At 68.3% G+C, this 23,856-nt stretch carries 25 protein-coding genes; 14 read left to right on the forward strand and 11 right to left on the reverse strand.

Annotation, left to right across the window (positions count from 1 at the left end):
* Positions 1–12: 12 nt before the first annotated feature.
* A complete protein-coding gene (gene xerD, locus TSB10P1A_RS09720) occupies positions 13–948 on the reverse strand; it encodes a site-specific tyrosine recombinase XerD (RefSeq protein WP_186387711.1) in 936 nt (311 codons plus the stop codon).
* Between the two features lie 22 nt (positions 949–970).
* Positions 971–1,114: a hypothetical protein gene (locus TSB10P1A_RS09725; protein ID WP_186387712.1), complete on the reverse strand. Its 144-nt coding sequence runs from the start codon at positions 1,112–1,114 to the stop codon at positions 971–973.
* Positions 1,115–1,262: 148 nt separating this feature from the next.
* On the opposite strand from TSB10P1A_RS09725, the gene TSB10P1A_RS09730 reads away from it, so the two are divergent.
* Genes TSB10P1A_RS09730 through TSB10P1A_RS09740 form a run of 3 tightly spaced genes read left to right on the forward strand, consistent with a single transcriptional unit; the run spans position 1,263 to position 4,442 of the window.
* A complete protein-coding gene (locus tag TSB10P1A_RS09730) occupies positions 1,263–1,883 on the forward strand; it encodes a shikimate kinase (protein WP_186387713.1) in 621 nt (206 codons plus the stop codon).
* Positions 1,880–3,034, forward strand: coding sequence for a 3-dehydroquinate synthase (aroB, locus tag TSB10P1A_RS09735; RefSeq protein ID WP_186387714.1), 1,155 nt, complete (start codon positions 1,880–1,882; stop codon positions 3,032–3,034). Before TSB10P1A_RS09730 ends, aroB begins: the two co-directional genes overlap by 4 nt.
* Before the next feature lie 52 nt (positions 3,035–3,086).
* Positions 3,087–4,442, forward strand: a complete 1,356-nt coding sequence (locus TSB10P1A_RS09740) for an HlyC/CorC family transporter (protein ID WP_186387715.1) — start codon at positions 3,087–3,089, stop codon at positions 4,440–4,442.
* A 68-nt stretch (positions 4,443–4,510) separates the two neighbouring features.
* Here the strand turns inward: TSB10P1A_RS09740 and TSB10P1A_RS09745 are convergent, their stop codons facing one another.
* Complete coding sequence (locus TSB10P1A_RS09745) at positions 4,511–4,813, reverse strand: BolA family transcriptional regulator (protein ID WP_186387716.1); 303 nt, start codon at positions 4,811–4,813, stop codon at positions 4,511–4,513.
* Positions 4,814–4,947: 134 nt separating this feature from the next.
* Here TSB10P1A_RS09745 and TSB10P1A_RS09750 point away from each other — a divergent pair, with 134 nt between their 5' ends.
* The 5 genes from TSB10P1A_RS09750 (at position 4,948) to TSB10P1A_RS09770 (ending at position 11,191) form a co-directional block, all read left to right on the forward strand.
* Positions 4,948–5,568 carry a J domain-containing protein gene (locus TSB10P1A_RS09750; RefSeq protein ID WP_186387717.1) on the forward strand — a complete coding sequence of 207 codons (621 nt, stop codon included), beginning with the start codon at positions 4,948–4,950 and terminating at the stop codon, positions 5,566–5,568.
* 297 nt (positions 5,569–5,865) lie between these two features.
* The gene (cobS, locus tag TSB10P1A_RS09755) at positions 5,866–6,852 is read left to right on the forward strand and encodes a cobaltochelatase subunit CobS (RefSeq protein ID WP_186387718.1); all 987 of its coding nucleotides are present in this window, start codon (positions 5,866–5,868) and stop codon (positions 6,850–6,852) included.
* Between the two features lie 11 nt (positions 6,853–6,863).
* A complete protein-coding gene (gene cobT, locus TSB10P1A_RS09760) occupies positions 6,864–8,756 on the forward strand; it encodes a cobaltochelatase subunit CobT (RefSeq protein WP_186387719.1) in 1,893 nt (630 codons plus the stop codon).
* Positions 8,757–8,760: 4 nt separating this feature from the next.
* Positions 8,761–9,822 (forward strand): esterase-like activity of phytase family protein, encoded by a 1,062-nt coding sequence (locus TSB10P1A_RS09765; protein WP_186387720.1) that lies wholly within the window; start codon positions 8,761–8,763, stop codon positions 9,820–9,822.
* A gap of 334 nt (positions 9,823–10,156) precedes the next feature.
* Positions 10,157–11,191 (forward strand): aspartate-semialdehyde dehydrogenase, encoded by a 1,035-nt coding sequence (locus tag TSB10P1A_RS09770; RefSeq protein WP_186387721.1) that lies wholly within the window; start codon positions 10,157–10,159, stop codon positions 11,189–11,191.
* A 74-nt stretch (positions 11,192–11,265) separates the two neighbouring features.
* On the opposite strand, the gene TSB10P1A_RS09775 is transcribed toward TSB10P1A_RS09770, so the two are convergent.
* Entirely contained in the window at positions 11,266–11,589 is a 324-nt protein-coding gene (locus tag TSB10P1A_RS09775; RefSeq protein ID WP_186387722.1) for a c-type cytochrome, read from the reverse strand.
* A gap of 169 nt (positions 11,590–11,758) precedes the next feature.
* Here TSB10P1A_RS09775 and ggt point away from each other — a divergent pair, with 169 nt between their 5' ends.
* Positions 11,759–13,522, forward strand: a complete 1,764-nt coding sequence (gene ggt / locus TSB10P1A_RS09780; protein ID WP_186387723.1) for a gamma-glutamyltransferase — start codon at positions 11,759–11,761, stop codon at positions 13,520–13,522.
* A 9-nt stretch (positions 13,523–13,531) separates the two neighbouring features.
* Here ggt and TSB10P1A_RS09785 read toward each other — a convergent pair whose 3' ends face one another.
* Entirely contained in the window at positions 13,532–14,764 is a 1,233-nt protein-coding gene (locus tag TSB10P1A_RS09785) for an MFS transporter (protein ID WP_186387724.1), read from the reverse strand.
* On the reverse strand, positions 14,761–15,357 hold the full coding sequence (locus tag TSB10P1A_RS09790) for a GNAT family N-acetyltransferase (protein WP_186387725.1): 597 nt from the start codon (positions 15,355–15,357) through the stop codon (positions 14,761–14,763). The genes TSB10P1A_RS09785 and TSB10P1A_RS09790 overlap by 4 nt, the downstream gene beginning before the upstream one ends.
* 186 nt (positions 15,358–15,543) lie before the next feature.
* On the opposite strand from TSB10P1A_RS09790, the gene TSB10P1A_RS09795 reads away from it, so the two are divergent.
* Positions 15,544–16,032 (forward strand): hypothetical protein, encoded by a 489-nt coding sequence (locus tag TSB10P1A_RS09795; protein WP_186387726.1) that lies wholly within the window; start codon positions 15,544–15,546, stop codon positions 16,030–16,032.
* A gap of 20 nt (positions 16,033–16,052) precedes the next feature.
* Here TSB10P1A_RS09795 and TSB10P1A_RS09800 read toward each other — a convergent pair whose 3' ends face one another.
* Positions 16,053–16,472 (reverse strand): hypothetical protein, encoded by a 420-nt coding sequence (locus TSB10P1A_RS09800; RefSeq protein ID WP_186387727.1) that lies wholly within the window; start codon positions 16,470–16,472, stop codon positions 16,053–16,055.
* A 135-nt stretch (positions 16,473–16,607) separates the two neighbouring features.
* Between TSB10P1A_RS09800 and TSB10P1A_RS09805 the strand changes: the two genes are divergently transcribed.
* The 3 genes from TSB10P1A_RS09805 (at position 16,608) to TSB10P1A_RS09815 (ending at position 19,314) form a co-directional block, all read left to right on the forward strand.
* Positions 16,608–17,315 (forward strand): SDR family oxidoreductase, encoded by a 708-nt coding sequence (locus tag TSB10P1A_RS09805; protein WP_186387728.1) that lies wholly within the window; start codon positions 16,608–16,610, stop codon positions 17,313–17,315.
* A 101-nt stretch (positions 17,316–17,416) separates the two neighbouring features.
* The gene (locus TSB10P1A_RS09810; protein WP_186387729.1) at positions 17,417–18,298 is read left to right on the forward strand and encodes an alpha-1,2-fucosyltransferase; all 882 of its coding nucleotides are present in this window, start codon (positions 17,417–17,419) and stop codon (positions 18,296–18,298) included.
* A 65-nt stretch (positions 18,299–18,363) separates the two neighbouring features.
* Positions 18,364–19,314, forward strand: a complete 951-nt coding sequence (locus TSB10P1A_RS09815; protein ID WP_186387730.1) for a glycosyltransferase family 2 protein — start codon at positions 18,364–18,366, stop codon at positions 19,312–19,314.
* A 27-nt stretch (positions 19,315–19,341) separates the two neighbouring features.
* On the opposite strand, the gene TSB10P1A_RS09820 is transcribed toward TSB10P1A_RS09815, so the two are convergent.
* The 4 genes from TSB10P1A_RS09820 to TSB10P1A_RS09835 all read right to left on the reverse strand — a co-directional run bounded on the left by TSB10P1A_RS09820 (position 19,342) and on the right by TSB10P1A_RS09835 (position 22,867).
* Positions 19,342–19,737: a GFA family protein gene (locus tag TSB10P1A_RS09820; protein WP_186387731.1), complete on the reverse strand. Its 396-nt coding sequence runs from the start codon at positions 19,735–19,737 to the stop codon at positions 19,342–19,344.
* A 31-nt stretch (positions 19,738–19,768) separates the two neighbouring features.
* A complete protein-coding gene (locus TSB10P1A_RS09825) occupies positions 19,769–21,262 on the reverse strand; it encodes a M48 family metalloprotease (protein ID WP_208987059.1) in 1,494 nt (497 codons plus the stop codon).
* Positions 21,259–22,098 (reverse strand): thermonuclease family protein, encoded by an 840-nt coding sequence (locus TSB10P1A_RS09830; protein WP_186387732.1) that lies wholly within the window; start codon positions 22,096–22,098, stop codon positions 21,259–21,261. The genes TSB10P1A_RS09825 and TSB10P1A_RS09830 overlap by 4 nt, the downstream gene beginning before the upstream one ends.
* 157 nt (positions 22,099–22,255) lie before the next feature.
* The gene (locus TSB10P1A_RS09835) at positions 22,256–22,867 is read right to left on the reverse strand and encodes a 2-hydroxychromene-2-carboxylate isomerase (protein WP_186387733.1); all 612 of its coding nucleotides are present in this window, start codon (positions 22,865–22,867) and stop codon (positions 22,256–22,258) included.
* A 129-nt stretch (positions 22,868–22,996) separates the two neighbouring features.
* Between TSB10P1A_RS09835 and TSB10P1A_RS09840 the strand changes: the two genes are divergently transcribed.
* On the forward strand, positions 22,997–23,851 hold the full coding sequence (locus tag TSB10P1A_RS09840) for a phosphatase PAP2 family protein (RefSeq protein ID WP_186387734.1): 855 nt from the start codon (positions 22,997–22,999) through the stop codon (positions 23,849–23,851).
* Positions 23,852–23,856: the final 5 nt, after the last annotated feature.

Genomic DNA, 23,856 nt, shown 5'->3' on the forward strand with positions numbered 1-23,856 from the left:
GCGGCACCACACTCAGCGTTTCCTCGCCAGCGGGTGATGGCCTTCGACCAGGGCCGCCAACCGCTCGTCGAGCACATGCGTGTAGATCTGCGTCGTCGAGATGTCGGCATGGCCAAGCAACTGCTGCACGACGCGCAGGTCCGCGCCGTTCTGCAAAAGATGCGAGGCGAAGGCATGCCGCAGCACATGCGGTGAGAGCGCCAAAGGATCGAGTCCTGCCGACACCGCAAGGTCCTTCAGGTCGCGGGCGAAGGCTTGGCGGGTGAAATGCCCGCTCTCCCCATGCGAGGGAAACAGCCAGCGGCTGGCCGGATAGACCCCTTCCGCCCGCCGGCAGGCCACATAGGCGCGCATCGCCGCGCGCGCAGCCGGGCCGAGCGGCACCAGCCGCTCCTTGTTGCCCTTGCCGGTCACCGCGATCAATCGCTCGTCGCGCAGGGCCGCCGACAGCGGCAGCGACACCAGCTCGGACACGCGCAGGCCTGTGGCATAGAGCACCTCGAGCAGCGCATGCAGGCGCAGTGTCCGCAGCCGTGCTGCCGAGGACAGGCCCTCGACCTCGCTCGCCTCCCGCGCGGCGGCCAGCAACCGGTCGACCTCCTCCTCGCCGAGCACCTTGGGCAGGGCGGCGCGGCGCTTGGGCGTCGCCACGGTGCGGGTCGGGTCGTCTGTGCGCAAGCCGTCGGAAAACAGATGCCGGTAGAACTGGCGCAGGGCCGACAGCCGTCGCGCCTGCGAACTGGCGGCAAAGCCGCGCCGGGTGAGATCGGAGAGATAGGCGGTGACGTCCTCGCGCGAGGCCGTAGCGGCCGCCGAGCGGCGCGCACCGAGAAACCCCGAGAAATCCTCAAGGTCGCGGCGATAGCTTTCCAGCGTGTTGGCCGCCGCGCCCCGTTCGGCCGACAGCATCTCCAGGAAGCCCTCGATCAGCAGCGCGTCGCTCGCCATCCCGCCTCCCGCTTCGGCCTCGCTAGCGCCCGAACCCGTCCATCCGCAGCCGCACCGTGATCTCGCGCGGTTCCGGTTCGACAAACGTGCCCAGCGCGAAGACCGTACCGGCGACCGCGCCGGTGAGAACCAGGAGAACGAACAGCAGTCGGGCGATCGTGGGCATGGGTGTCGAAAGGGCTCCGGAACCGCCAGTGGACGCATCCCTTATCGGCCAGTCGCCGGCCGTGATGCAAGTCGCCATCTGCATGCAGGCTTGACTATGCGGGCAGGACAAGGGCAAAGCGATGGGTCAAAAGGGAGAGCGCCGTCAGATGTCCGTCCTGCCGTATCTCGTCGAGGAAGAGCGTGCCGCCCGGCTTGTCAACGCGCTTGGAACGCGCTCGATCGTGCTTGTCGGCATCATGGGCTGCGGCAAGTCGAGCGTCGGCCGGCGCCTCGCCCAGACGCTGACGCTGCCCTTCGTCGACGCCGACACGGAGATCGAGGCGGCCGCCAACCTGACCATTCCGGAGATCTTCGCCCAGCATGGCGAGGCCTATTTCCGGGCCGGCGAACAGCGCGTCATCTCCCGCCTGCTGAAGAACGGGCCGCAGATCCTTGCCACCGGCGGCGGCGCCTATATGAACGCGGAGACCCGTGCTGCGATCCGCGAAAACGGCCTGTCGATCTGGCTCAAGGCGGATTTTTCGCTGGTGATGAACCGGGTGCGCCGCAAGCCGAACCGGCCGCTGCTCAACGACCCCGACCCGGAAGCGGTCATGCGCCGGCTGCTGGCCGAGCGCGAGCCGGTCTACGCGCAGGCCGCCCTCACCGTCCAGTCGCGCGATGTGCCGCACGAAGCCGTCGTCGTCGATATCATCGCCGCGCTCGAGGATCATTTCGGCCTTGCGCCGGCGCTCAGCGAACAGACGCAAGGAGCCGAACGCCGATGACCCGCCAATCCGCCGCGGCCGAAACCTCAGCCACGGACCCGCTTCGTGTTCCGGTCGATCTCGGCGAGCGCTCCTACGACATTCTGATCGGCCGGGGACTGGTGGACGAGGCCGGAGCGCGCCTTGCCGCCCGCCTGCCCCGTTCGAAGGTGGCCATCGTCAGCGACGAGACCGTCGCCACCCACCACCTCGAGCGGCTGCAGACCTCGCTCGAGGCGGCCGGGATCGGTTTTGCCACCATCCTGTTGCCACCGGGCGAGGCCAGCAAGCGCTTCGCGGTCTACGAGACGGTCTGCGACCGGGTGCTGGAGGCCCGGCTGGAGCGCAACGATGCCGTCGTCGCGCTCGGCGGCGGGGTGGTCGGCGATCTTGCCGGCTTCGTCGCTGCCAGCGTCCGCCGCGGCATGCCGTTCGTCCAGGTCCCGACGACGCTGCTGGCCCAGGTGGATTCCTCCGTCGGCGGCAAGACGGGCATCAACGTACGCCATGGCAAGAACCTGATCGGCGCCTTCCATCAGCCCTCGCTGGTGCTGGCCGACACCGCGACGCTGGACACCCTGCCCTTGCGCGAGTTCCGCGCCGGCTACGCCGAAACCATCAAATACGGCTTGCTCGGCGATGCCGGCTTCTTTGCCTGGCTGGAGGAAAATCACACTGCCGTCTTCGCCGGCGGGGCGGAGCGCGAGGAGGCGATCGCCGTTTCCTGCCGCGCCAAGGCCGCCATCGTCGCCGAGGACGAATTCGAGACAGGGGCACGGGCGCTGCTCAACCTCGGCCACACGTTCGGCCATGCGCTGGAGGCGATCGTCGCCTATGACGGCACGCGCCTCGTCCATGGCGAGGGCGTCGCCATCGGCATGCGGCTCGCCTTCGACTTCTCGGTCCGGCTCGGCCTGTGTCCGCAGGCCGACCGCGACCGCGTGGCCGCGCACCTTGCCGCCGTCGGCCTGCCCACCCATATCAGCGACATACCCGGGCAGATGCCGCCCGCCGACAGCTTTCTCGACATCATGGCACAGGACAAGAAGGTGAGCCGCGGCGCCCTGACCTTCATCCTGGTCCGAGGCATCGGCGACGCCTTCATCGAGCGCGGGGTCGATATCGCCACCTTGCGCGACTTCCTGACGGACGAACTGGCCGCGCGATCCTGAGCCGGGTCGGCACCACCCGAACCTGGATCCCAACACGAGGGAGACGCAACCGATGAGCGACGCAAGCCTCTGGCTCTCCATCCTCGCGATCCTTGTCCTGCTGGTCATGTCCGGCTTCTTCTCCGGTTCGGAAACGGCACTGACCGCCGCCTCGCGCGCCCGCATGCTGCAACTCGAGAAGAACGGCGACCGACGCGCGGCCGTCGTCAGCCGCCTGATCATGGTTCGAGAACGGCTGATCGGCGCGCTGCTGCTGGGCAACAACCTGGTCAACATCCTTGCCTCCGCGCTGGCCACCAGCGTGTTGCTCAGCCTGTTCGGCGATGCCGGCGTCGTCTACGCTACCCTGGTGATGACCGCCCTCGTCCTGATCTTCTCCGAGGTGCTGCCAAAGACTTGGGCGATCTCAAATCCCGACCGCTTCGCCATTGCCGTCTCGCCGGTGGTCCGCGTCGTGGTGATCGTCTTCGGACCGGTCGTCAGCGCGGTAGAGATGATCGTGCGCGCCTTGCTGCGCCTGTTCGGCGTCGATGTGTCGGAAAACCGTATGGTGCTCTCCGCACACGAGGAATTGCGCGGCACCGTCGATCTGCAGCATCTGGAGGGCGGCCTGGTGAAGGCCGAACGCGACCGCATCGGCGGCCTTCTCGACCTTGCCGACCTGGAAGTGTCGGACGTGATGGTCCACCGCACCAAGATGAACACGCTGAACGCCGACGAGCCGGTCGACAGGCTGATCCAGGACGCGCTGGCGAGCCCGCACACCCGCCTGCCGCTATGGCGCGGGCAGACGGACAACTATATCGGCGTGCTGCATGCCAAGGACCTGCTCAGAGCGCTGGCGGCAGCCGGCGGCGATGCCTCGCGCATCGAGATCGAGCAGATCGTCTCCCCGCCCTGGTTCGTGCCCGACACGACCAGCCTGCAGGACCAGCTCAACGCCTTCCTCAAGCGCAAGGCGCATTTCGCCCTCGTCATCGACGAGTATGGCGAGGTGATGGGTCTGGTGACGCTGGAAGACATCCTGGAGGAGATCGTCGGCGAGATTTCCGACGAACACGACGTGGAGCTCGCCGGCGTCCGCCCGCAGCCCGACGGCTCGATCATCGTCGACGGCGGCGTGCCGATCCGCGATCTCAACCGCGCGCTTGACTGGCGCCTGCCCGATGACGAGGCCACGACGATCGCCGGGCTGGTGATCCACGAGGCGCGGATGATCCCGGAAGAGCGGCAGGCCTTCACCTTCCACGGCTACCGCTTCACCGTGCTCAAGCGGGAAAAGAACCGCGTCACCCGGCTGAAGATCACGCCGCTGTCCAAGTCCGTGGCAGGCTCGGTGAAGGCGGTCTTCGCTGGACAGGCGGCAACGTCGCCGCAGGCTGCGGCTCCGACGACGCAATCGGGCTGATTTCGACGAAAAGCAGTCCGCGAACCGGCTCCATAAGCCGGTCGCTCGACCCTTGTCTTCCCGCCGGTTCAGGCCAAAGAGGCCGGGCCGCCGCCCCGCGGGTCGCGCTCATCGGGCGCACGTGCCTCGATCGCAAGGGCATGCAATCCGGCATCGAAGGCCGGTTTGACGCAGTCGTTGATCGCCCGGTGGCGCGCCACTCTGCTCTGGCCGGCCAGCGACGCGGCGACCATGCGGATACGGAAATGGGTCTCGCCGCCCTCGCGCCAGCCACCATGTCCGCGGTGCCGCTCGGATTCGTCGATCACCTCGAGGCTCTGCGGGGCAAAGGCGTCGCGCAGGCGTTGTTCGATCAGGTCCCGGATGCTCATGCCTTCCATGTGACAGACTTTTCGGCGCCGTCAAGACCTTGCCGAACGAGCCACACTCCCCCTATTTATGCGGATCGTCGCGGCCACAGCCGTATATTCCCGCCCCGCAGATCACGGAAACTGGACCAGGACCGGTGGCTTCGGACATTTTCGACCGCATCCGCATCAGCCCAAAGCGCCTTCGCGCCGAGGAAGAGTTCGCGTGCGAGCGGATCTGCGAGTGGGAGGGCTGCGACGAGCCGGGCACCCACCGCGCGCCCAAGGGACGGCATGCGGACGGCGAATACTACCATTTCTGCCTTGCCCATGTGCGGGACTACAACAAGTCCTACAACTATTTCGCCGGCATGGACGACGACGAGACGCGGGCCTACCAGCGCGACGCGCTCACCGGTCACCGCCCCACCTGGAAGATGGGCGTCAACGCCAAGACGGCAGACGAAGGCGCGCGCGCCTGGTCCGATGTCGATCCCCGTCAGGCGGCCCGGACACGCGCCGAAGCCCGCCGGCGCACGGGATCGGGCAAGACCACCGGCAGCGGCGCACGGGCTCCGAAACTCAAGCAGCTGGAGGCCCGTGCCTTCGACACGCTCGGCCTGCCGCACCATGCCCGCGATGCCGAGATCAAGACCCGCTACAAGGACCTTGTGAAGCAGTTGCACCCGGATGCCAATGGCGGCGACCGCTCGCTGGAGGACCGTCTGCGCGAGATCATCAATGCCTACTCGCTGCTGAAGAAGGCCGGCTTCTGCTGAGCCGATCCGCCGCCGCGCGCCGAAGCGGGCTTGCCAGTTGGTCCGGATCGGCTATGAAATCGGAGATCTCCCGGATCTCCGGATCGCCTCAGGCTGCTGACGCCGAGCGGTCTCCCGTCGCGGGGAGATCCCTTTCCCGGCGCAATTCGCGCCAGCGCCGCCTGCGACGAGGCGTTTTCACTTGGCCGAACGGGGCTCTGGCAATAGGGTCTGGTTCGAATTTTGCGCCGCCGCATCTCGCGGAGCGCTGTGCACGACATCGCGGATCCCGCCAGGCAGCGGGCCAGCGGAGGAAAGATGACTGACAAGACCCTGCCCGTCGAACACCTGCCGGATACCACGGTGTCCGTGCGCGAGACCTTCGGCATCGACAGCGACCTGACGGTTCCCGCCTACAGCGAGCCGTCGGCGCACACGCCCGATCTCGACCCGGACTATCTCTTCGACCGGCAGACCACCCTGGCGATCCTCGCCGGCTTTGCCCACAACCGCCGCGTCATGGTCACCGGCTATCACGGCACCGGCAAGTCGACCCATATCGAACAGGTCGCCGCGCGGCTCAACTGGCCCTGCGTGCGCGTCAACCTCGACAGCCACATCTCGCGCATCGACCTGGTCGGCAAGGACGCCATCGTCGTCAAGGACGGCCGTCAGGTCACCGAATTCCGGGACGGCATCCTGCCTTGGGCGCTGCAGAACAACATCGCGCTGGTCTTCGACGAGTACGACGCCGGTCGCCCCGACGTGATGTTCGTCATCCAGCGCGTGCTGGAAGTGTCCGGCCGCCTCACTCTGCTCGACCAGAACCGGGTGATTCGCCCGCATCCTGCCTTCCGCCTGTTCGCGACAGCCAACACGGTCGGCCTCGGCGACACGTCGGGCCTCTATCACGGCACTCAGCAGATCAACCAGGGTCAGATGGACCGCTGGTCGATCGTCACCACGCTGAACTATCTGCCGCATGACAACGAGGTCGAGATCGTCCTGGCCAAGTCGAAGCACTACCAGAACGACGAGGGCCGCAAGATCGTCTCGCGCATGGTTCGCCTCGCCGACATGACCCGCAACGCCTTCATCAACGGCGACCTGTCGACCGTGATGAGCCCGCGCACGGTCATCACCTGGGCCGAGAACGCGAGCATCTTCAAGGATGTCGGCTTTGCCTTCCGCGTCACCTTCCTCAATAAGTGCGACGAGATGGAGCGCACGCTGGTCGCCGAGTTCTACCAGCGCTGCTTCGGCGAGGAACTGCCCGAGTCCGCCGCCAACGTGGTGATGAGCTGACCGGCAGTCCCATGCGCAATCCGCCCTCCGAGAAGAGCAGGCCCACGAGCGAGCCGTTGAAGCGGGCGATCGGCGACACCATGCGCGCCATCGCCGCCGACGCCGAGCTTGAGGTGCTGTTCTCCTCCGACAAGCCGTCGCTGTCGGGCCACACGGCCCGCCTGCCGGAGCCCTCGCGGCGCCTCACAGCCGACGAGATCGCCGTCACGCGCGGCCTCGGCGACGCCATGGCGCTCAAGCTCGCCTGTCATGACCCCGGCCTGCACCGCAGGCTGGTGCCGCAGGGCGAGACGGCCCGCGCCATCTTCGACGCGGTCGAGCAGGCGCGCTGCGAGGCGGTCGGCGCCAACCGTATGCCGGGGGTGTCCGACAATCTCTCCGCCATGCTGGAGGACCGCAGCCGCAAGGCCGCCTATGCCGACGTCGCCAGCCGCGAGGACGCGCCGCTGGAGGAGGCGATCGCCTATATGGTGCGCGAGCGCCTGACCGGCCGGCCGGCACCCAAAAGCGCCGAGCCGATGATCGCCCAGTGGCGCGGCTGGATCGAGGAAAAGGCGGGCGAGGCGCTCGACCTGCTCGCCGACCGGATCGAGGACCAGCAGGACTTCGCCAAGCGCCTGCGCAAGGTGCTGACCTCTCTCGAGATGGACGAGGATATCGGCCAGGAGAGCGAGGACGAGGACGGCGAGAGCGAAGACGCCGAGGGGCGCAACGAGCGCGGCGAGACCTCCGCCGACGGCGAGGAGGAAAGCGGCGAGGACGAGGGCGCGCCGCAGGAGATGGAACTCTCCGGCGAGGAGACCGAGGCGGGCGAGACCGAAGGCCTCGACGGCGACCTGCAGGAGCTGACCCAGGACGACCAGGCGGACCAGGCCGAGGAGCCCGGCGAAAGCCGGCGCCGTGAGCTGCCGCTCTCCAACCTGCCGCCGACGTCGGACTACAAGGTCTTCACCAACCGCTTCGACGAGACGGTGCCGGCCGAGGAACTCTGCGACACCGCCGAACTCGACCGCCTGCGCAGCCATCTCGACAAGCAATTGGTCAACCTGCAGGGTGCCGTCGCCCGGCTGGCCAACCGCCTGCAGCGCAAGCTGCTCGCCCAGCAGAACCGCTCCTGGTCCTTCGACCTGGAGGAGGGCATGCTGGACACGGCGCGCCTGACCCGCGTCGTCACCGACCCGATGCAGCCGCTCGCCTTCAAGCAGGAGAGCGACACCAATTTCCGCGACACCGTGGTGACGCTGCTGCTCGACAATTCCGGTTCCATGCGCGGCCGGCCGATCACCGTTGCCGCGACCTGCGCCGACATTCTGGCCCGCACGCTGGAGCGCTGCGGCGTGAAGGTCGAGATCCTCGGCTTCACCACCCGCGCCTGGAAGGGCGGGCAGTCGCGCGAGGCGTGGCTTGCCGCCGGCAAGCCGGCCCAGCCCGGCCGCCTCAACGACCTGCGCCACATCATCTACAAGTCCGCCGACGCACCCTGGCGCCGCGCCCGCCGCAATCTCGGCCTGATGATGCGCGAGGGCCTGCTGAAGGAGAACATCGACGGCGAGGCGCTGGACTGGGCCCACAAGCGCCTGCTCGGCCGCCCCGAGGCCCGCAAGATCCTGATGATGATCTCGGACGGCGCCCCGGTCGACGATTGCACCTTGTCGGTCAACCCCGGCAACTATCTCGAGCGGCATCTGCGCTACATCATCGAGGAGATCGAGACCCGCTCGCCGGTGGAACTGATCGCCATCGGCATCGGCCACGACGTCACCCGCTACTACCGCCGCGCCGTCACCATCGTCGATGCGGAGGAACTGGCCGGCGCCATGACCGACCAGCTCGCCGATCTGTTCGACGAGCAGACGCAGGCACCGTCGCGCGGTGGTCGCGGACGCCGCCGCGCGGCGCGCTGAGACGATGGCCACCGCGCTGCCCGCCCGCCCGCGCCCGTCGCGCCTTGCCGCGGCCTTCGCCGCCGCCCTCTGCGCTTGCGCGTGGACGCTGGCGCCAGGCCCGGCGGCGGCCATCATCGACGTTCCCCTCCAGGACGTGGTGATCCGCGCCCAGCCGATCGACGCCTTCCGGGTCGGCCGCGCCGACGAGCCGCACTTCGGCGAGCTCACCTTCATCGGCGGACTGGAACTGTTCTCGGGCAACCGCCACATGGGCGGCCTCTCCGGCCTGGTCCTGAGCCCGGACGGCCGCGACATGATCGCGGTTTCGGACAATGGCCTGTGGCTGGTTGCCACGATCGACAGCGATCCGGACGGGCGGCCGCTGGCCCTGCGCGACGCACGCCTCAGCGCCATCATCGGGCCGGACGGGCGGCCGCTCATCGACAGCGGCCGCGGCGATGCCGAGGCCCTGACCCTGCGCCGCAATCCGGACGGCAGCGGCGAACTCTACATGGCGACCGAACGCTATCACGCCATCTACGCCTATCCCTATCCGCTCGGCGACCTGCGGACCCCGGGCCGGGCGCTGGACCTGCCGCCGGCCCTGCAGACCCTGCGCCACAACAAGGGCATGGAGGCGGTCGCCTATGCCAATGACGGCCCGCTCGCCGGCACGCTGGTGGTAATCTCCGAACGCGGCCAGACATTCAACGCGAACCTGCCCGGCTTCCTGCTCGGCGGTCCGACGCCCGGCACCTTCACCGTGTTGCGCCAGGACTCCTACGACGCCACCGACGCGGTCTTTCTTGACACCGGCGACCTGCTGCTGCTGGAGCGGCGCTTCACCCTGCGCCACGGCATCGGCATGCGCGTGCGCCTGCTCCCGGCAAGCGAGCTGAAGCCCGGCGCCCTGGTGGTTGGCCGCGTGCTGCTGGAGGCCGGGTTTTCTGATCAGATCGACAACATGGAAGGCATCGCCGTTCATCGCAACGCCGCCGGCGAGACGATCCTGACCATCATTTCCGACGACAACCGCTCGATCCTGCAGCGCACTCTGCTGCTGCGCTTCCGCATGGACGGCTGATCCTTCGAACGCCGATGCCGCACGGCCATGTTGACAATGGTCGCGCATGACGGCATCTAGTCGCCGTCGAGGTTCGGACAGTTCCCGTCCGGATCCGCGAGGGATCCCATGCCGAAGCCGCGCGCCCTTTCCAACGCCCCGTTCACCGCGACGAAAGCCGCGAACGGTGTCGCGTGCGCCGGCACGACCACGACGACGACCCGCAAAACGACCGTCTGACGGCCCTCTCGACCCGCGCTCCCCCGGGTCTGACGGGGGACCGAACGGACCTGAGGCTCCCGCAGGGATGGCGGCTTCGGGTTGGCGGGGAGCGGCAAGAGAGGACTGAATACCAATGGCTTACAAGATCGCAGTGGTCGGCGCGACCGGCAATGTCGGCCGCGAGATGCTCGACATTCTGGACGAGCGCGGCTTCCCGGCCCGCGAGGTCGTGCCTGTCGCCTCCCGTCGGTCGCAGGGTGTCGACGTCTCCTTCGGCGACCGCACGCTGACCTGCCAGGCCATCGACCATTTCGACTTCTCCGATGTCGACATCTGCCTGATGTCGGCGGGCGGCGCCGTCTCCAAGGAGTGGTCGCCGAGGATCGCCGCCAAGGGCTGCGTCGTCATCGACAACTCCTCGGCCTGGCGCTACGACGCCGATGTGCCGCTGATCGTTCCGGAAGTGAACGCCGATGCCATCACCGGCTTCACCCGCAAGAACATCATCGCCAATCCGAACTGCTCGACCGCCCAGCTCGTCGTCGCGCTGAAGCCGTTGCATGATGCGGCGACCATCCGCCGCGTCGTCGTCTCCACCTACCAGTCGGTCTCCGGCGCCGGCAAGGACGGCATGGACGAGCTGTTCAACCAGACCCGCTCGGTCTTCGTGAACGATCCGATCACCCCGGAGAAGTTCACCAAGCGCATCGCCTTCAACGTCATCCCACATATCGATGTCTTCATGGAGGACGGCTACACCAAGGAAGAGTGGAAGGTGCTGGCCGAGACCAAGAAGATGCTCGACCCGAAGATCAAGGTCACCTGCACCGCCGTGCGCGTGCCGGTGTTCATCGGCCATTCGGAGAGCGTCAACATCGAGTTCGAGCGTCCGATCACCGCCGAGGAGGCGCGCGACATCCTGCGCGAGGCGCCGGGCGTGCTGGTCGTCGACAAGCATGAGGACGGCGGCTACGTCACGCCTTACGAGAGTGCCGGCGAGGACGCGACCTATGTCAGCCGCATCCGCGAGGACGCCACCATCGAGAACGGCCTCAACATGTGGGTGGTCGCCGACAACCTGCGCAAGGGCGCGGCGCTGAACGCGGTGCAGATCGCGGAAGTCCTTGTCAATCGCGGCCTCATCACCCCGAAGAAGGTCGCCGCCTGACGCGGCCCTAGGCGGGCGAGGCATCGCTCTGACGCGGCCGGAAACGGCCGCGTCCCCTTACCGGGGCACGGCCGTCACCGCCGGCGCAGGCTCGCGATATAGGCGCCGATATCGGCGATCTCCCGCCGGGTCAGCGACATGTCCGGCATTTTCGGATGCGGCGCGGCCAGAAAGGCCGCGAGCTGGTCCGGATCGAAGTCCGGATCGCGCGCGACTTCCGTGAAAGGTGCGATGTCGCTGCCCGGCCCCGCCTGGCCCTCCTCCACCAGATGGCACGCCGCGCACCATGTGCGGGAGAGTTCGAGTCCCGTCCCGGCATCCGCCGCCCAGGTCACTCCGGGCTGCGCTGCCGCGCACAAGCCTGCCACACCGGCGCCCGCAATCCCGGCAAGGGCCATCGCCCGTATCGCGCCGCGACGCGTCCGCGACCTGTCTCTCGCCATCCTGCCCACCTCCGCTGCCTTCACTCTGCCCCAACGGAACTGCCAACCGGGGAACTGTCAAGGGTAGCTCTCCGCCGCTTTTGGCGACAGACTGGTGTTTCCCTTACTGTATCCGGAGGCTGACATGCGCGCAGTAACCAGACGCACCGGCAGGTTCGCCGGCTTCGCGCTTGCCGCCGTCGCGGCGATCGGCCTGGCCGCCGGCCCGGCCTTCGCCCAGGACGCGGCCCCGGCCCCGATCCTGTCCGGCTCCGACCGTTTTCACCCCGAGCTTGCCCGCAGCGGCATGGTCGCCAGCCAGGAGGCGACCGCAACGCTCGTTGGCCGCGACATTCTCGCCGCCGGCGGCAACGCGGTCGACGCCGCCGTCGCGGTCGGCTTCGCCCTTGCCGTCACCCTGCCGCGCGCCGGCAACATCGGCGGCGGCGGCTTCATGCTGTTGCATATGGCCGAAAGCGGCGAGACGCAGGCGCTCGACTATCGCGAGCTCGCCCCGGCCGCTGCGGAGCGTGACATGTTCCTGGACGCCGACGGCAATGCCGACAGCGAGAAGTCCCGCTATTCCGGACTTGCCATCGGCGTACCCGGCACCGTCGCCGGCCTGCATGCCGCCCATGCCCGCTACGGCAGCGGCCGCTTCGCCTTCGCCGAACTCCTCGCTCCCGCGATCCGGCTGGCCCGCGACGGCTTTCCCGTCTCCGACGACCTTGCCGGCTCGCTGAGGCAGGTCCATTCGCGCCTGTCGAAAGACCCCGCCGCGCTCGCGACCTTCTACAAGGCCGACGGCGGCTTCTATGAGCCCGGCGAGACCCTGCGCCAGCCACAGCTTGCGGCCACGTTGCAGACGATTGCCGACGAGGGGCCGGACGGCTTCTACAAGGGCGCCGTCGCCGAGGCCATCGCCGCGCGGGTCCGCGAGGCCGGTGGATCGATGACGGCGGAGGACCTTGCCGCCTACGAGGCGAAATGGCGCGAGCCGGTCTCCGGCACCTATCGCGGCTATAAGGTGGTCTCCATGCCACCGCCTTCCTCCGGCGGGGTTCATCTCATCGAGATCCTCAACATGCTGGAGCCGTTCGACCTTGCCGCCTCCGGCGCCGGGTCGGCGGCCACGCTACATGTGATGGCCGAGGCGATGAAGCGCGCCTATGCGGATCGCTCGGAATTTCTCGGCGATCCCGATTTCGTCGATATTCCCGTGAAGGGCCTGACCTCGAAGGCCTACGCGGCCTCGCGCATGGCCGACTTCGACCCTGAGCGAGCCATGCCCGCCGACCGCCTCGCCCCCGGCATGCCGGCTCCGTACGAGAGCGAGGAGACCACGCACTATTCGGTGGTAGACGGTCAGGGCAACGCGGTGTCCAACACCTACACGCTGAATTTCTCCTACGGGGTCGGCATGATGGCCGGCGACACTGGCATCCTGCTCAACAACGAGCTCGACGACTTCTCCGCCAAGCCCGGCGTGCCGAATGCCTATGGCCTGATCGGCGGCGACGCCAACGCGGTCGCCCCCCGCAAACGGCCTCTCTCCTCGATGAGCCCGACGCTGGTGTTTCGCGACGGCCGGCTGGTGCTGGCCACCGGTTCGCCCGGCGGCAGCCGCATCATCACCACCGTGCTGCAGATTGTCCTCAACGTCATCGATCACGGCATGAACATCGCCGAGGCGACCGCCGCCCCGCGCATGCACCACCAGTGGCTGCCCGACGAGATCCGCATCGAGGAAGGGTTCTCGCCCGACACGCTGGCGATCCTGCGGGGCCTCGGCCACACGGTGGAGGAGCGCGCCACCATGGGGTCGACCCAGTCGGTGATGGCGGTGGAGAACGGTCTGGCCGGGGCTTCCGACACGCGGGTGCAGGGCGCGCTGGCCGCTGGCCACTGAGCAGACCGTTCAGGCCGGGCGCCGCCGCATCAACGTCGCGACCAGCAGCAGCACATAGACGCCGCCGAGCAGCATCGGCAAGCCGGAAAGACCGACGAAATCGATGGCAAGACCGGAAATCGCCGGTCCGGTGAAGCCACCAACGCCCCACATCACGGCGAAGCCGGCATTGCCGGCGATCAGCATCGCGCCGGTGAAGCGGCGGCCGAGCTCCATCAGCGCGATCGTGTAGACCCCATAGGCCGAGGAGCCCCAGACGAAGAGCATCGCCCACAGCGGCCACGTCGTGTCGATCAGCGCCGGCAGCAGCATCGCGCCGGCAATGGTCAGCAGACACAGCACCACCATGACGAGGCGCGGTCCCCAGCGGTCGGCGAGCGTGCCGATCGGCACCTGGAAGACGATGTTGCCGACGATCAGCACCGCCAGCGCCGTCGCCACAGAGGTCTCGTCAAGGCCATGGCCGAGACCGTAGACCGGAAACAGCGTCAGGATCGCCTGGTCGAAGGCGGCGGCGATGCCCGTCACCACCAGCAGGAAGGGGATCAGCGGCGCGACCATGCGGATCGACCCGCTCTCGCCGGCGGCAAAGCGCGGCAGCCGGTGGCGGATCGAGGCGATCAGCACCGCGCAGATCAGACAGACGGCAATACAGACGACGAAGGGTGCAAGGGTCTGTGTGCCGGTCACCGCCAGCGTCGCCGGACCCAGCGCGAAACCACCGGCCAGCGACGTCGCATAGAGGCCGAGCATGCGGCCCCGGATACGGTCGGGCGCCAACTGGTTCACCCAGGTCTCGCTGGAGATGTAGAGCCCGTTGATGCCAACGCCGAGCAGGAAGCGGGCGGGAAACCACAGCCACAGCGACTGCACCGCGCCGATCAGCGCGAACAGCACCGCCAGCAACAGCGCTGAGGCGATCGCCAGCCGCGCGGCACCGAAGCGGATGGCCAGTTGCGGCACCAAGGGGGCCGAGACGATGAGGCCCAGCGCCATCATCGCGGCATTGCTGCCGATCAGCCAGGCTGGCGTTCCCTGCCGCTCCAGGATGAACGAGAGCAGCGGATAGGTCAGGCCCTGCGCCAGCCCAAAGACCGCGACGAGCAGCAGCACCACCGCCATCGCCGCCCGGTCCAGCGCTTGCGGCACGCGCTCGGCCGCCTCCGGCGCCAGTTGGCCGGGCGCTCTCGCGATTGCCGCTTGCGGCTGTCCGCAGGTCGCCTCCTCATCCGCCGCGCTCATACGGATCCCGTATCCGTATCGAGATGGCACCGCATGACCGTCACGGTGGCGAAGCCGAAGACCGGGCGCAGCAGATCGAGCCGGCGCCGCCCCTCGACGACGAAGCCGCGGCGAAGATAGAGCGCCTTCGCCCGAGGATTGGTGTCGACGACGTCGAGCCGCACCGCGCGCTTGCCCGCGCGCCGGGCAATGGCGACGATCTCCGCCAGCAACGCGCTGCCAACCCCCATGCCACGCACCTCCTCGGCCACTGCGATCCCGTCCATAGGCAGTACATCCTCCTGCTCCTCCTTGTCGAGCAGGGCGAGACCCGTCATCCGGATCGCCGTGCCGAGCAGGCTGAAACGCCTGCGGAAATGCCGCCACTTCGGCTCGAACAGCCCGTGGCCGTCGAGACGATAGCCGGCAATGCCGACGACCCGGCCATCGACCAGCGCGATCACACCCCGGTCGCGCTGCAGATGCGGCGCCAGAAACTCCGCCGCCGCGTCGACGCCGCCGAAAAACGGCCGCAGCTTCTGGATCAGGCCGGCCGCATAGATCCGCGTTGCCGCCATCTCGTCGCCCGGGCGCACATGCGAAAGCACGTTCATCGCCAGTCCTCCGCTTCGTCCGACTGCCGGCCAGAGGTCTATTGCAACCTTCGATGCGTATCCGCCCTGCCCGGCCTTGCAACAAAAATCGCCTTCGCCCGCCGAAATCCCGTCCGTCGACAGGACCCGGACACGGAATCAGGCTATTGCGAAGGATCGACGGTTTCGCGGAAAGTGGAAAGGGACATGCCCGACATCGCCCCGTTTCTCGAGTTTCTCGGCTCGTCGCAGCTTGCCCGCACCATGGCGGGATCCGCGAAGCTGCGCGAAGCCGCCGCCGCCGTACACCTCTTCGGCGCGCTGGTGCTGGTCGGCGCCCTGTTGCCGCTCAACCTGCGGCTGATCGGGTTTTGGCGCAATGCGCCGCTGGCCGATCTTGCCCGCGTCCTCGGCCAGACCGCCCTCGTCGGCCTTCTGCTTGCGCTGGCGAGCGGAATCGCGCTGATGTCGACACGCCCGTTCGCGGTCGCTGCCGATCCTGCGTTCCAGGTCAAGGCCGGGATGCTGGCCGCGCTGGCCGTCAACGCGCTGCTGCTGCGTCTGGTTCCGGCCTGGCGGCTGCTCGATCAGGTTGATTCGCGCGGCACCATCTCCCGCTTCCGCCTTGCCGGCCTGCTGTCGCTGCTGCTTTGGGGTGCGATTCTCGCCCTGATGCGCTGGCCCGACCTGATCTGACCGCGCCGATGCTGCCGCTGCTACTGGGCGCGGCGATAAATGCCGGTATTGATCACCGGCCCCTGGCCGGGCACCACCACGCTCTGCTCCACCTCCAGGCTCTGCCCGTCATCGGAAAGCCGTCTCCGGGCCGTCATCAAGGTGAGATCGCCGCGTTTCGCTTCCGAGGTGAGCGTGTACTCGTCCTCGAAATAGAGCAGCAGCCTGTCGGCGAGCCCGCTTTCCGACAGGCGCGCGCCCGGCGCACCGGGCACACCGGTGATCTCGCCGCCGATCTCCTCACCGCTCGCCGAAAGGATCGACATGCGGATGCTCACCAGGCCGAACTCCTCCTCGATGCGGCAGGTAGCGGCTTGCGGCAACTCGCTCTGATCGAATTCGCTCTCGTCGAGATCAAGGATCCAGGTTCCGAGGAAAGGGGCTATCCGCTCGCTGCTCATCGCTGCAATCCGTCTTGAAGGCCTCCTGCGCCGACCGTTGGGGCCAACGCCTGCTTGCGCGACCTTGTAGCCGCGTTTACCAAGCCTGTCATCGTCTCGCCCGCGCGCGCAGCGCCGCCAGCCGGAGTCCTGCCCATGACCTCCCCTGCCACCTCCACACTCGTCGTCACCGGCGCCAATCGCGGCATCGGACTGGAGCTCGTGCGCCGTTTCCTCGCCGACGGGGCCTGGCGTATCCATGCCGCCTGCCGTGCGCCCGAAAGCGCCATGGCACTGGCCGACCTCGCGGCCGGCCATCCGGATCGCCTGACCGTCCACCCGCTCGATGTGACCGATGCCGGATCCGTCGCCGCCTTTGCCGAGGCGCTTGGCGAGGCGCCCGTTGACCTGCTGATCAACAATGCCGGCGTGCTCAATCCGCACCAGACGCTCGACGATCTCGACTTCGCCGCCTGGGAGCGCGAGCTGCAGGTCAACACGCTGGCGCCGATGCGCATGGCGGTGGCGTTGCGGCCGCAGCTTCGGCGGGCGGCGAATCCGCGCATCGTCACGATTTCCAGCCAGATGGGATCGCTCGCCCGTCCGCGAGGCGGCAGCTACGCCTATCGCAGTTCCAAGGCGGCGGTGAACAAGGCGATGCAGGGACTGGCCATCGATCTCGAAGCGGATGGCATCTGCGTCGTCGTGATGCATCCGGGCTGGGTGCGCACCAGCATGGGCGGCGGCAGCGCCGAGATCGACCCGCAGGAGAGTGCCGCCGGCATCTTTTCCGTCGCCACCCGCCTGTCGATGGCGGACACTGGCAGTTTCCTGCAATGGAACGGCGAGATACATCCCTGGTAGGAGCCCGCTTGTTCGACGTCCCGATGCCGACTAACAAGAGCGATGCAGCAGCAGCGGGGCGAGAGATGGCGGCCGGGGGCACGAAACGGACGGAGACGGAAATGGCGCAAGACCGCGCTCCGGTCTGCGTTCGGATCTGGGGCGGGCTCGGCAACCAGATGTTTCAATATGCCGCCGGCCATGCGCTGGCCAAGCGCCTCGGCGTCGAACTGCTCGTCGATCCGCTGGAGCTGGACTTGGCCCATGCCGCCTTCGGTCTCAACGTTTTCGGCCTCGCGCCACGGATCTGGCAGCCCGACACGACCTCGCTGAAGGCGCGCGTGCTGGGCGCACTGGGGCGCAGCAGCGGCAAGAAGCGGCAGAAGCTGTGGGCCGGTCCGCGCTATGTCCAGAAGGACTTCTGCCACGGCGACGGCTTTTCCGGCCTCGGCCCCGGCACCTATCTGTCCGGATATTTCCAGTCGGAGCAGTTCTTCGCCGACTGCCGGGATGACATCCGCGCGCTGTTCTCGCTCGACCACGTCGCCGCGACCCTGGACCCTGCCCGCCTTGCGCTCGCCGACCTGCCCACCAGCGTGTGCCTGCATGTGCGGCGCGGCGACTACGCCGCCAACGCAAAGACCACGGCCACCCATGGCCTGCTCGGCACCGAGCACTACAGCCGCGCGGCCGGGCTGATGGCGCGCCTGGTGCCGGAGGCGACGTGGCTGGTCTTTTCCGACGACATTTCGGCTGCCGACGATCTGACGCGCGACCTGCCCCGCCGCATCTTGATCGAAGGCCAGAGCCGCGAGCAGGATCTTCACCTGATGAGCCGCTGCGCCCATCATGTCATCGCCAATTCGAGCTTCAGTTGGTGGGGCGCGTGGCTCAGTCGCAACCCGGACCGCCACGTCATCGCCCCGCGTAAATGGTTCGCCCGCGACGAGCTGCGCCGGGTCTATGTCGACGAACTCTTTCCCGCCGGCTGGATTCTGCTCTGAGAAACAGGTACTCCCCTGACGGGAACAGGCCCTTCTCGGGCCGGGATACGGGGACCTGCGCGCTGATGAAACTCTGCGTTGCCATCTGCACGAGAGAACGGCCGAAGATGCTGCGGGCCTGCCTTGCCTCCGTCTGCGCACAGGCCGTGCCGGACTGGGTCCGGGCCGAGATCGTCGTGGTCGAGAACCATGACCGCGAGACGTCGCGCTCTGTTGCGGAAGAGGTCGCGGCCGAGACCGGCTGGACCATCCACTATGTGCTGGAGCGCGAGCTCGGCATTCCCTTCGCGCGCGACCGCTGCGGCACCTTCGCCGAAGGCGCCGGATTCGACCGGGTGCTCTATATCGACGACGACGAGATCGCCCATGCCGGCTGGCTGGAGACCATGGTCGAGGCGACCCGCGCCCTCCCTGCCGAAGTCCACTATGGCCGTGTCCTCTACACCTGGCCGCCCGAAACGCCCTCATGGATGGTGCCCACGCAGGTCAACAAACGCCCCTCCGGCACGGTGCTGACCAAGGCGGAAGGCCATAACACGCTGGTCGACACCCGGGTGTTCCGGGCGCGCGAGGCCGGCGGCCTCGGCCTGCATTTCGACGGGTCCATGCGCTTTACCGGCGGCAGCGATACGGATTTCTTCACTCGCGTCCACGATGCCGGCGGGCGCATCGTCTGGATCCCCGACGCCTTGGTGGAGGAACTCGTCCCGGTCAACCGCACCACCCTGCGCTGGCAGCTCAGCCGTACCTTCCGCGTCGCCGGCAACATCTCGCGCCTGCACGAAAAGCGCGCCGGCAAGAAGAAAGCCGCCCTGCGCAGCCTGTTGAAGGGCGTAGGCCGTATCGTCGGCGGCACGTTCCTGTTCGTGCCGGCCGCCGCAAGCTTTGCCGTCTCGCCGGAGGGCGGGCGCCGCCGCGCCTTCAAGGCCGCCAAGCAGATCGCCTCCGGCCTCGGCTCCCTCGCCTATCTCGCCGGCCACCAGCAGCAGCCCTACGCCAAGGTCGACGGCGGTTAGCGGCAGGGAGATGACGCGCTTGGCTGTCTAATCCCCGGTGCGGCTGTCGTCTGGACGGTCGTGCTCGTAGCGGTGTTTCAGCGGAAACGCCGGGAGCCACGCCTCGCGGCGGACGGTCCACAATTCATAGGTCGGCGTGAATTGGTCGGGCGCATCGAGCGCGCCGAGATTGATCATCACCTCGTCGCCGCTGCGCCCGAAGACCGGAGATCCGCAGCGCGGGCAGAAGAACCGGCCCTGATAGTCGCCGGTCTCGCCCTCGGTGGTCACCGCATCGGCCGGAAAGATCGCCGAGGCATGAAACAGCGCGCCATGGCTCTTGCGGCAGTCGAGGCAATGGCACAGGCCGACGCGATAGGGGCGCCCCCTTGCCACGAACCGCACATTGCCGCACAGGCATCCGCCTGCATGTTGCTGCTGCATCTGCGTCTCCCGTTGCCCGGTTCGCCTCCGCCTAGTCGACCACCAGCTTCAGCGGCGTGCCGGCCGGAATGACTTCGCCCGGCGGCGTCTGGTTGAGGATCGAGAACAGCTCCAGCCGGCGCGCTGGTTCGATACCGCTCATCCCGACCGCGAGCCGCTCGGGCGTATCGCCGGCATCGGCCCGGATCACCTTGATGCGCAGCGGCCGCAGCCGCGCGATCTCCGTCGGCGTGAGCTGCCGGAAGCTCCTGATCGTCGCCTCGTAGTCGCGGGTAAACGCCTCGCCGCCGGCTCGCGAGGCGAAGATGAAGCGGTAGCCGGTACGCCCGATGCGGACCACCGCGATGCGGAAGGACCAGCCCTCGGTCACCGCCGAAGCCGTGACCGCCGGCAGCCCGTTCACCGTTTCCTCGCGCACGCTGTCGCGGATCAGACCGTTGATCCAGCCGCTGGTCATATAGGCGGTGAGCGAGGGGAAATCGGTCAGATCCGCGCCGTCGAAGCGCAGCGCCGTGCCGTTCGGATTGCTGGCGAGCACCGCTTCCGGGGAGTTTTCAAGCACATAACCCGGCGGCGCGGTGAAGCTGATGCCCAGCGCCTTGTGCAGGAACGAGCGTCCGCGGATATAGCCCTCCAGCGGATCGTCGCCGTAGAGCATGCCGTCGATCTTGGTGAGATAGGCATCGCGGTCGCGCTCGCCGAGACCGGGAGCCCCGACCTGCCGCGCCGCGCGTACCGCCGTCTGCACCCGCTCCGGCGTCGTCGGATGCGAGGACAGGAAGTCGGGCGCGCCCTTGCCCGCCCCTTGCGCGGACTGGAAGGCGGCGAACTGGCCCATGGCGGTGAGGAATCGCGCGGCGGCGAAGGGATCGTAGCGCGCCTTGGCCAGCGTGCGGACACCGACGGCATCGGCCTCCAGTTCCTGGATCTGCGAGAAGCGGGCGAAGGACAGTTGCGAGGAGACGATGGCCGCGCGCTGCTGGTCGGGGTCGCGCACCACATTGCCGAGCACCCGCCCGGCCAGTTCGGTCGCCTCGGCTCGCTGCTGACGCTTGATCGCGTGATTGGCCGTGACATGGGCCATCTCATGCGCCAGCACCGCCGCCACCTCGGACGTATCGGTCGCCAGCGCCAGCAGGCCGCGCGTCACATAGAGATAGCCGCCCGGCAGCGCGAAGGCATTGACCGCCGGCGAATTCAGGATGGTGATGCGATAGCTCTGCGACGGGTCGTCGGATGCCTCGACCAGCCGGCCGACCACCTGCGCCACGGCGCGCTCCGCCCCGCGATCCTCATAAACGCCGCCATAAGTCGCCACCACGCGCGGGTGTTCCCGCGCGCCCAGATCCGAGGCAACTCCCGGCCGCAGGCTGCCCGGCGCCGGCGTACCGATCTCGATCGGGGTGGTGCCGGAAAACTGGCACGCGGACAGGAGCAGCGCCGAGGCCAGCGCCGCCGCGAGCCGCAGGCGGCGCGGCCGCCGGGATCGGTCCGGACGCGTTGCTGTTCTGAAGAGCCTCTTCACCGCCGATCGCCATTCCTGTCGAGCCGCTCGATCTGCGCGGGATGCTCCAGATCGATGGACGGGCCACCCGACTGCCGCATCATCCCGCGCAAGCGAATAGCTGCCCCGCCAAGAGACGCAAGGTCAAGCCCGGCGGCGGCGAAGACAGCCTTGCGCTCCGCGCGGATCGTCGCGGTGAAATCGCGGCTCCAGCGGCCGCCGAAATTCAGGTAGATCATCGAACGGGTCTCCCCGACCGACGCCACGCGGCCGGACACCAACGTATAGCGGCCGTTGCGCTCGGCCAACAGCACGTCCGGGTCATGCGCCGACCACACCCTTTCGTGCCGCCAGAGACCGACCTTGCGACGGCGTGCCGTCTGTTCCTCGCGCAGCAGGTATTCGAGACAGTCGCGCCCGGCAAGCCTGGGACCGACGATCGCCTGTCCGGCGCGCACCAGTTCGCGGGCGAGCCACCGCTCGCCGGGATCGAGCACCAGATGGCCGGAGCGGCGCTCCCACCGATCCGTCCCCTCGCCAAGCGCCACGAAGCGCAGCCGCGCGCCGGCCTGACCGGTGGCTGGAGCCTCATCCGTCACCATGACAAGCTCGGCCTGACGCAGCAGTTCACCACTGGCGCTGCGCCACACATGCGGCTCGCCGGGTTCGGCGCGCGCGTCCAGAATCTCGTCGCCCGCCGTGTTCCGGCAGGCGTCCGGAAGACCGTCCCGCCCCTCGGCGAAGGCAGGTCCCGCGGCAAACGCTCCGGCAAGGGTTCCAGCCAGCCCCAAGGCACAGGCAAGTCCAAGGGCAAAGGCAAGCCGGTCCGCGCCGCGCGGCGCGGATCCTGCCGCCATTGCAGTGTCACTGCGTATCGCCATCGCTGCGGGACACGTCCTTCCGATCCTCGTTCCCGTTCCCGGGATGCTGTCATCTTGCCGAAAATGGTGGCGGGAAGATGTCGCGGCCATGGCCGCGGACAACCGGGGCACCGCCGGGTGCACGAGGTGGGGCTCAGCCGGCCGCATGGGTGTCCAGCGCATGGTCCAACGCCTGTTCCAGCCGATCGTTGCCCCAGAACAGCTCGCCATCCGCACAGGTGACGCTCGGCGCGCCGAAAATGCCGAGCCTCTTCGCCTCCTCGACGCTGCCGCGCAGCCGTGCCTTGACGTCGTCGCTGGCGGCACGCGCGAGGATCGCATCCGCCTCCGCCCCGGCATGGGCGGCCAGAGTGGCGAGCACCGTCTCATTGTCGATCCGCCAGCCTTCGCCGAATTGCGCCAGATAGACCGCCCGCGAGAACCGCGCCACCTGCTCCGGTGCCAGCGCCGTGGCAATGCGTGCGGCCTTGAGACCGTTCTGCGGAAACGGCTCGGGCCGGCGGAACGGGAGTCCCGCGGCAGAGCAGATCCGCTCCAAGTCGCGCCACATATAGGCCCCCTTCGCCGGCAGCAGGTTGAAGGGAGAGGTGGTCCAGCCGACCTGCGCGAAGATCGGACCGAGCAGGAACGGTCGCCAGCGCAGCTCGACGCCGCGCCGTTCCGCCAGATCCTCGATCCGCATGGCGGCCGGATAGCTGTAGGTGGAGGCGAACTCGTACCAGAACTGGACGATCGGACGCGACATGACGGCTTCCTTTCCTCGCGGCGGCTGCGACCGGCAGCCGCATCGGCACGGCGCCGCCCTTGGACAGGAGGAGCCAGATCGCTATAACCCCTCAACCGGACCCGCAAGACAACCGCTAATGCAGGCGCGATGACCGACACCCCCCCCTCCACGGCCTCGCGCGGCTTCCGCTTCCCGGCGCGCCTTGCCGCCGGCGAAACGGGCGCCCTCGCCCTTGTCGTCTGCACCTGTCTCCTCATCGTCACCGGCCTTTTCCTTGCCTTCCCCGGCCTCGATATCGCCGCCTCCCGGCTCTTCCACCATCCCGACGCCGGCTTCATCCTGGCGCAGGACCCGTTCCTGCAGCGCCTGCGCGAGCTCGGCCCCTTCCTCGTCAAGCTGATCGCCGGCCTCTGTCTTGCCGTCCTCCTGTGGCCCTTCGTCGCCGGCCCGTTGCCCGAACGCCTGCCGCTGCGGGCGCCCGTCTTCCTGCTGTCAACCCTGGCGCTCGGCCCCGGCCTGCTGGTCAACGCCCTCCTCAAGGACAACTGGGGTCGGCCGCGCCCCAACGCGGTGGACCTGTTCGGCGGGGACGCGCCCTATGTGAGCGTCTGGCGGATCAGCGACCATTGCGGCAGCAACTGCTCCTTCGTCTCTGGCGAGGCCTCCTCCAGCCTCTGGCTGATCACCCTTGCCATTCTCGCTCCCCCGGCCTGGCGCCGCACTGTCCTCGCCGTGATCCTGCCGCTGGTCCTTGTGCTGTCCGCCAACCGCGTCGCTTTCGGCGGCCACTTCCTGTCCGACACGCTGATTTCCTGGTGCCTGACCCTTCTGGTCATCCTCGGCGTTCGCCATCTGCTCTGGCGGCTGCCGGGCGCCGAAGCCCGCGCCCGGCGCTGGCGCGGCGGCTATGACCGGCTCTCGGCCACCGTCCGCCGCCGGGCCGCCGGCCTGCGCCGCCGTCTTGCCGCCTCGCTGCGTGCTTTCGCCGCAATGATGCGCTGAAGCTG

The organism is Stappia sp. TSB10P1A (assembly GCF_900185725.1).
GTDB lineage: Bacteria > Pseudomonadota > Alphaproteobacteria > Rhizobiales > Stappiaceae > Stappia.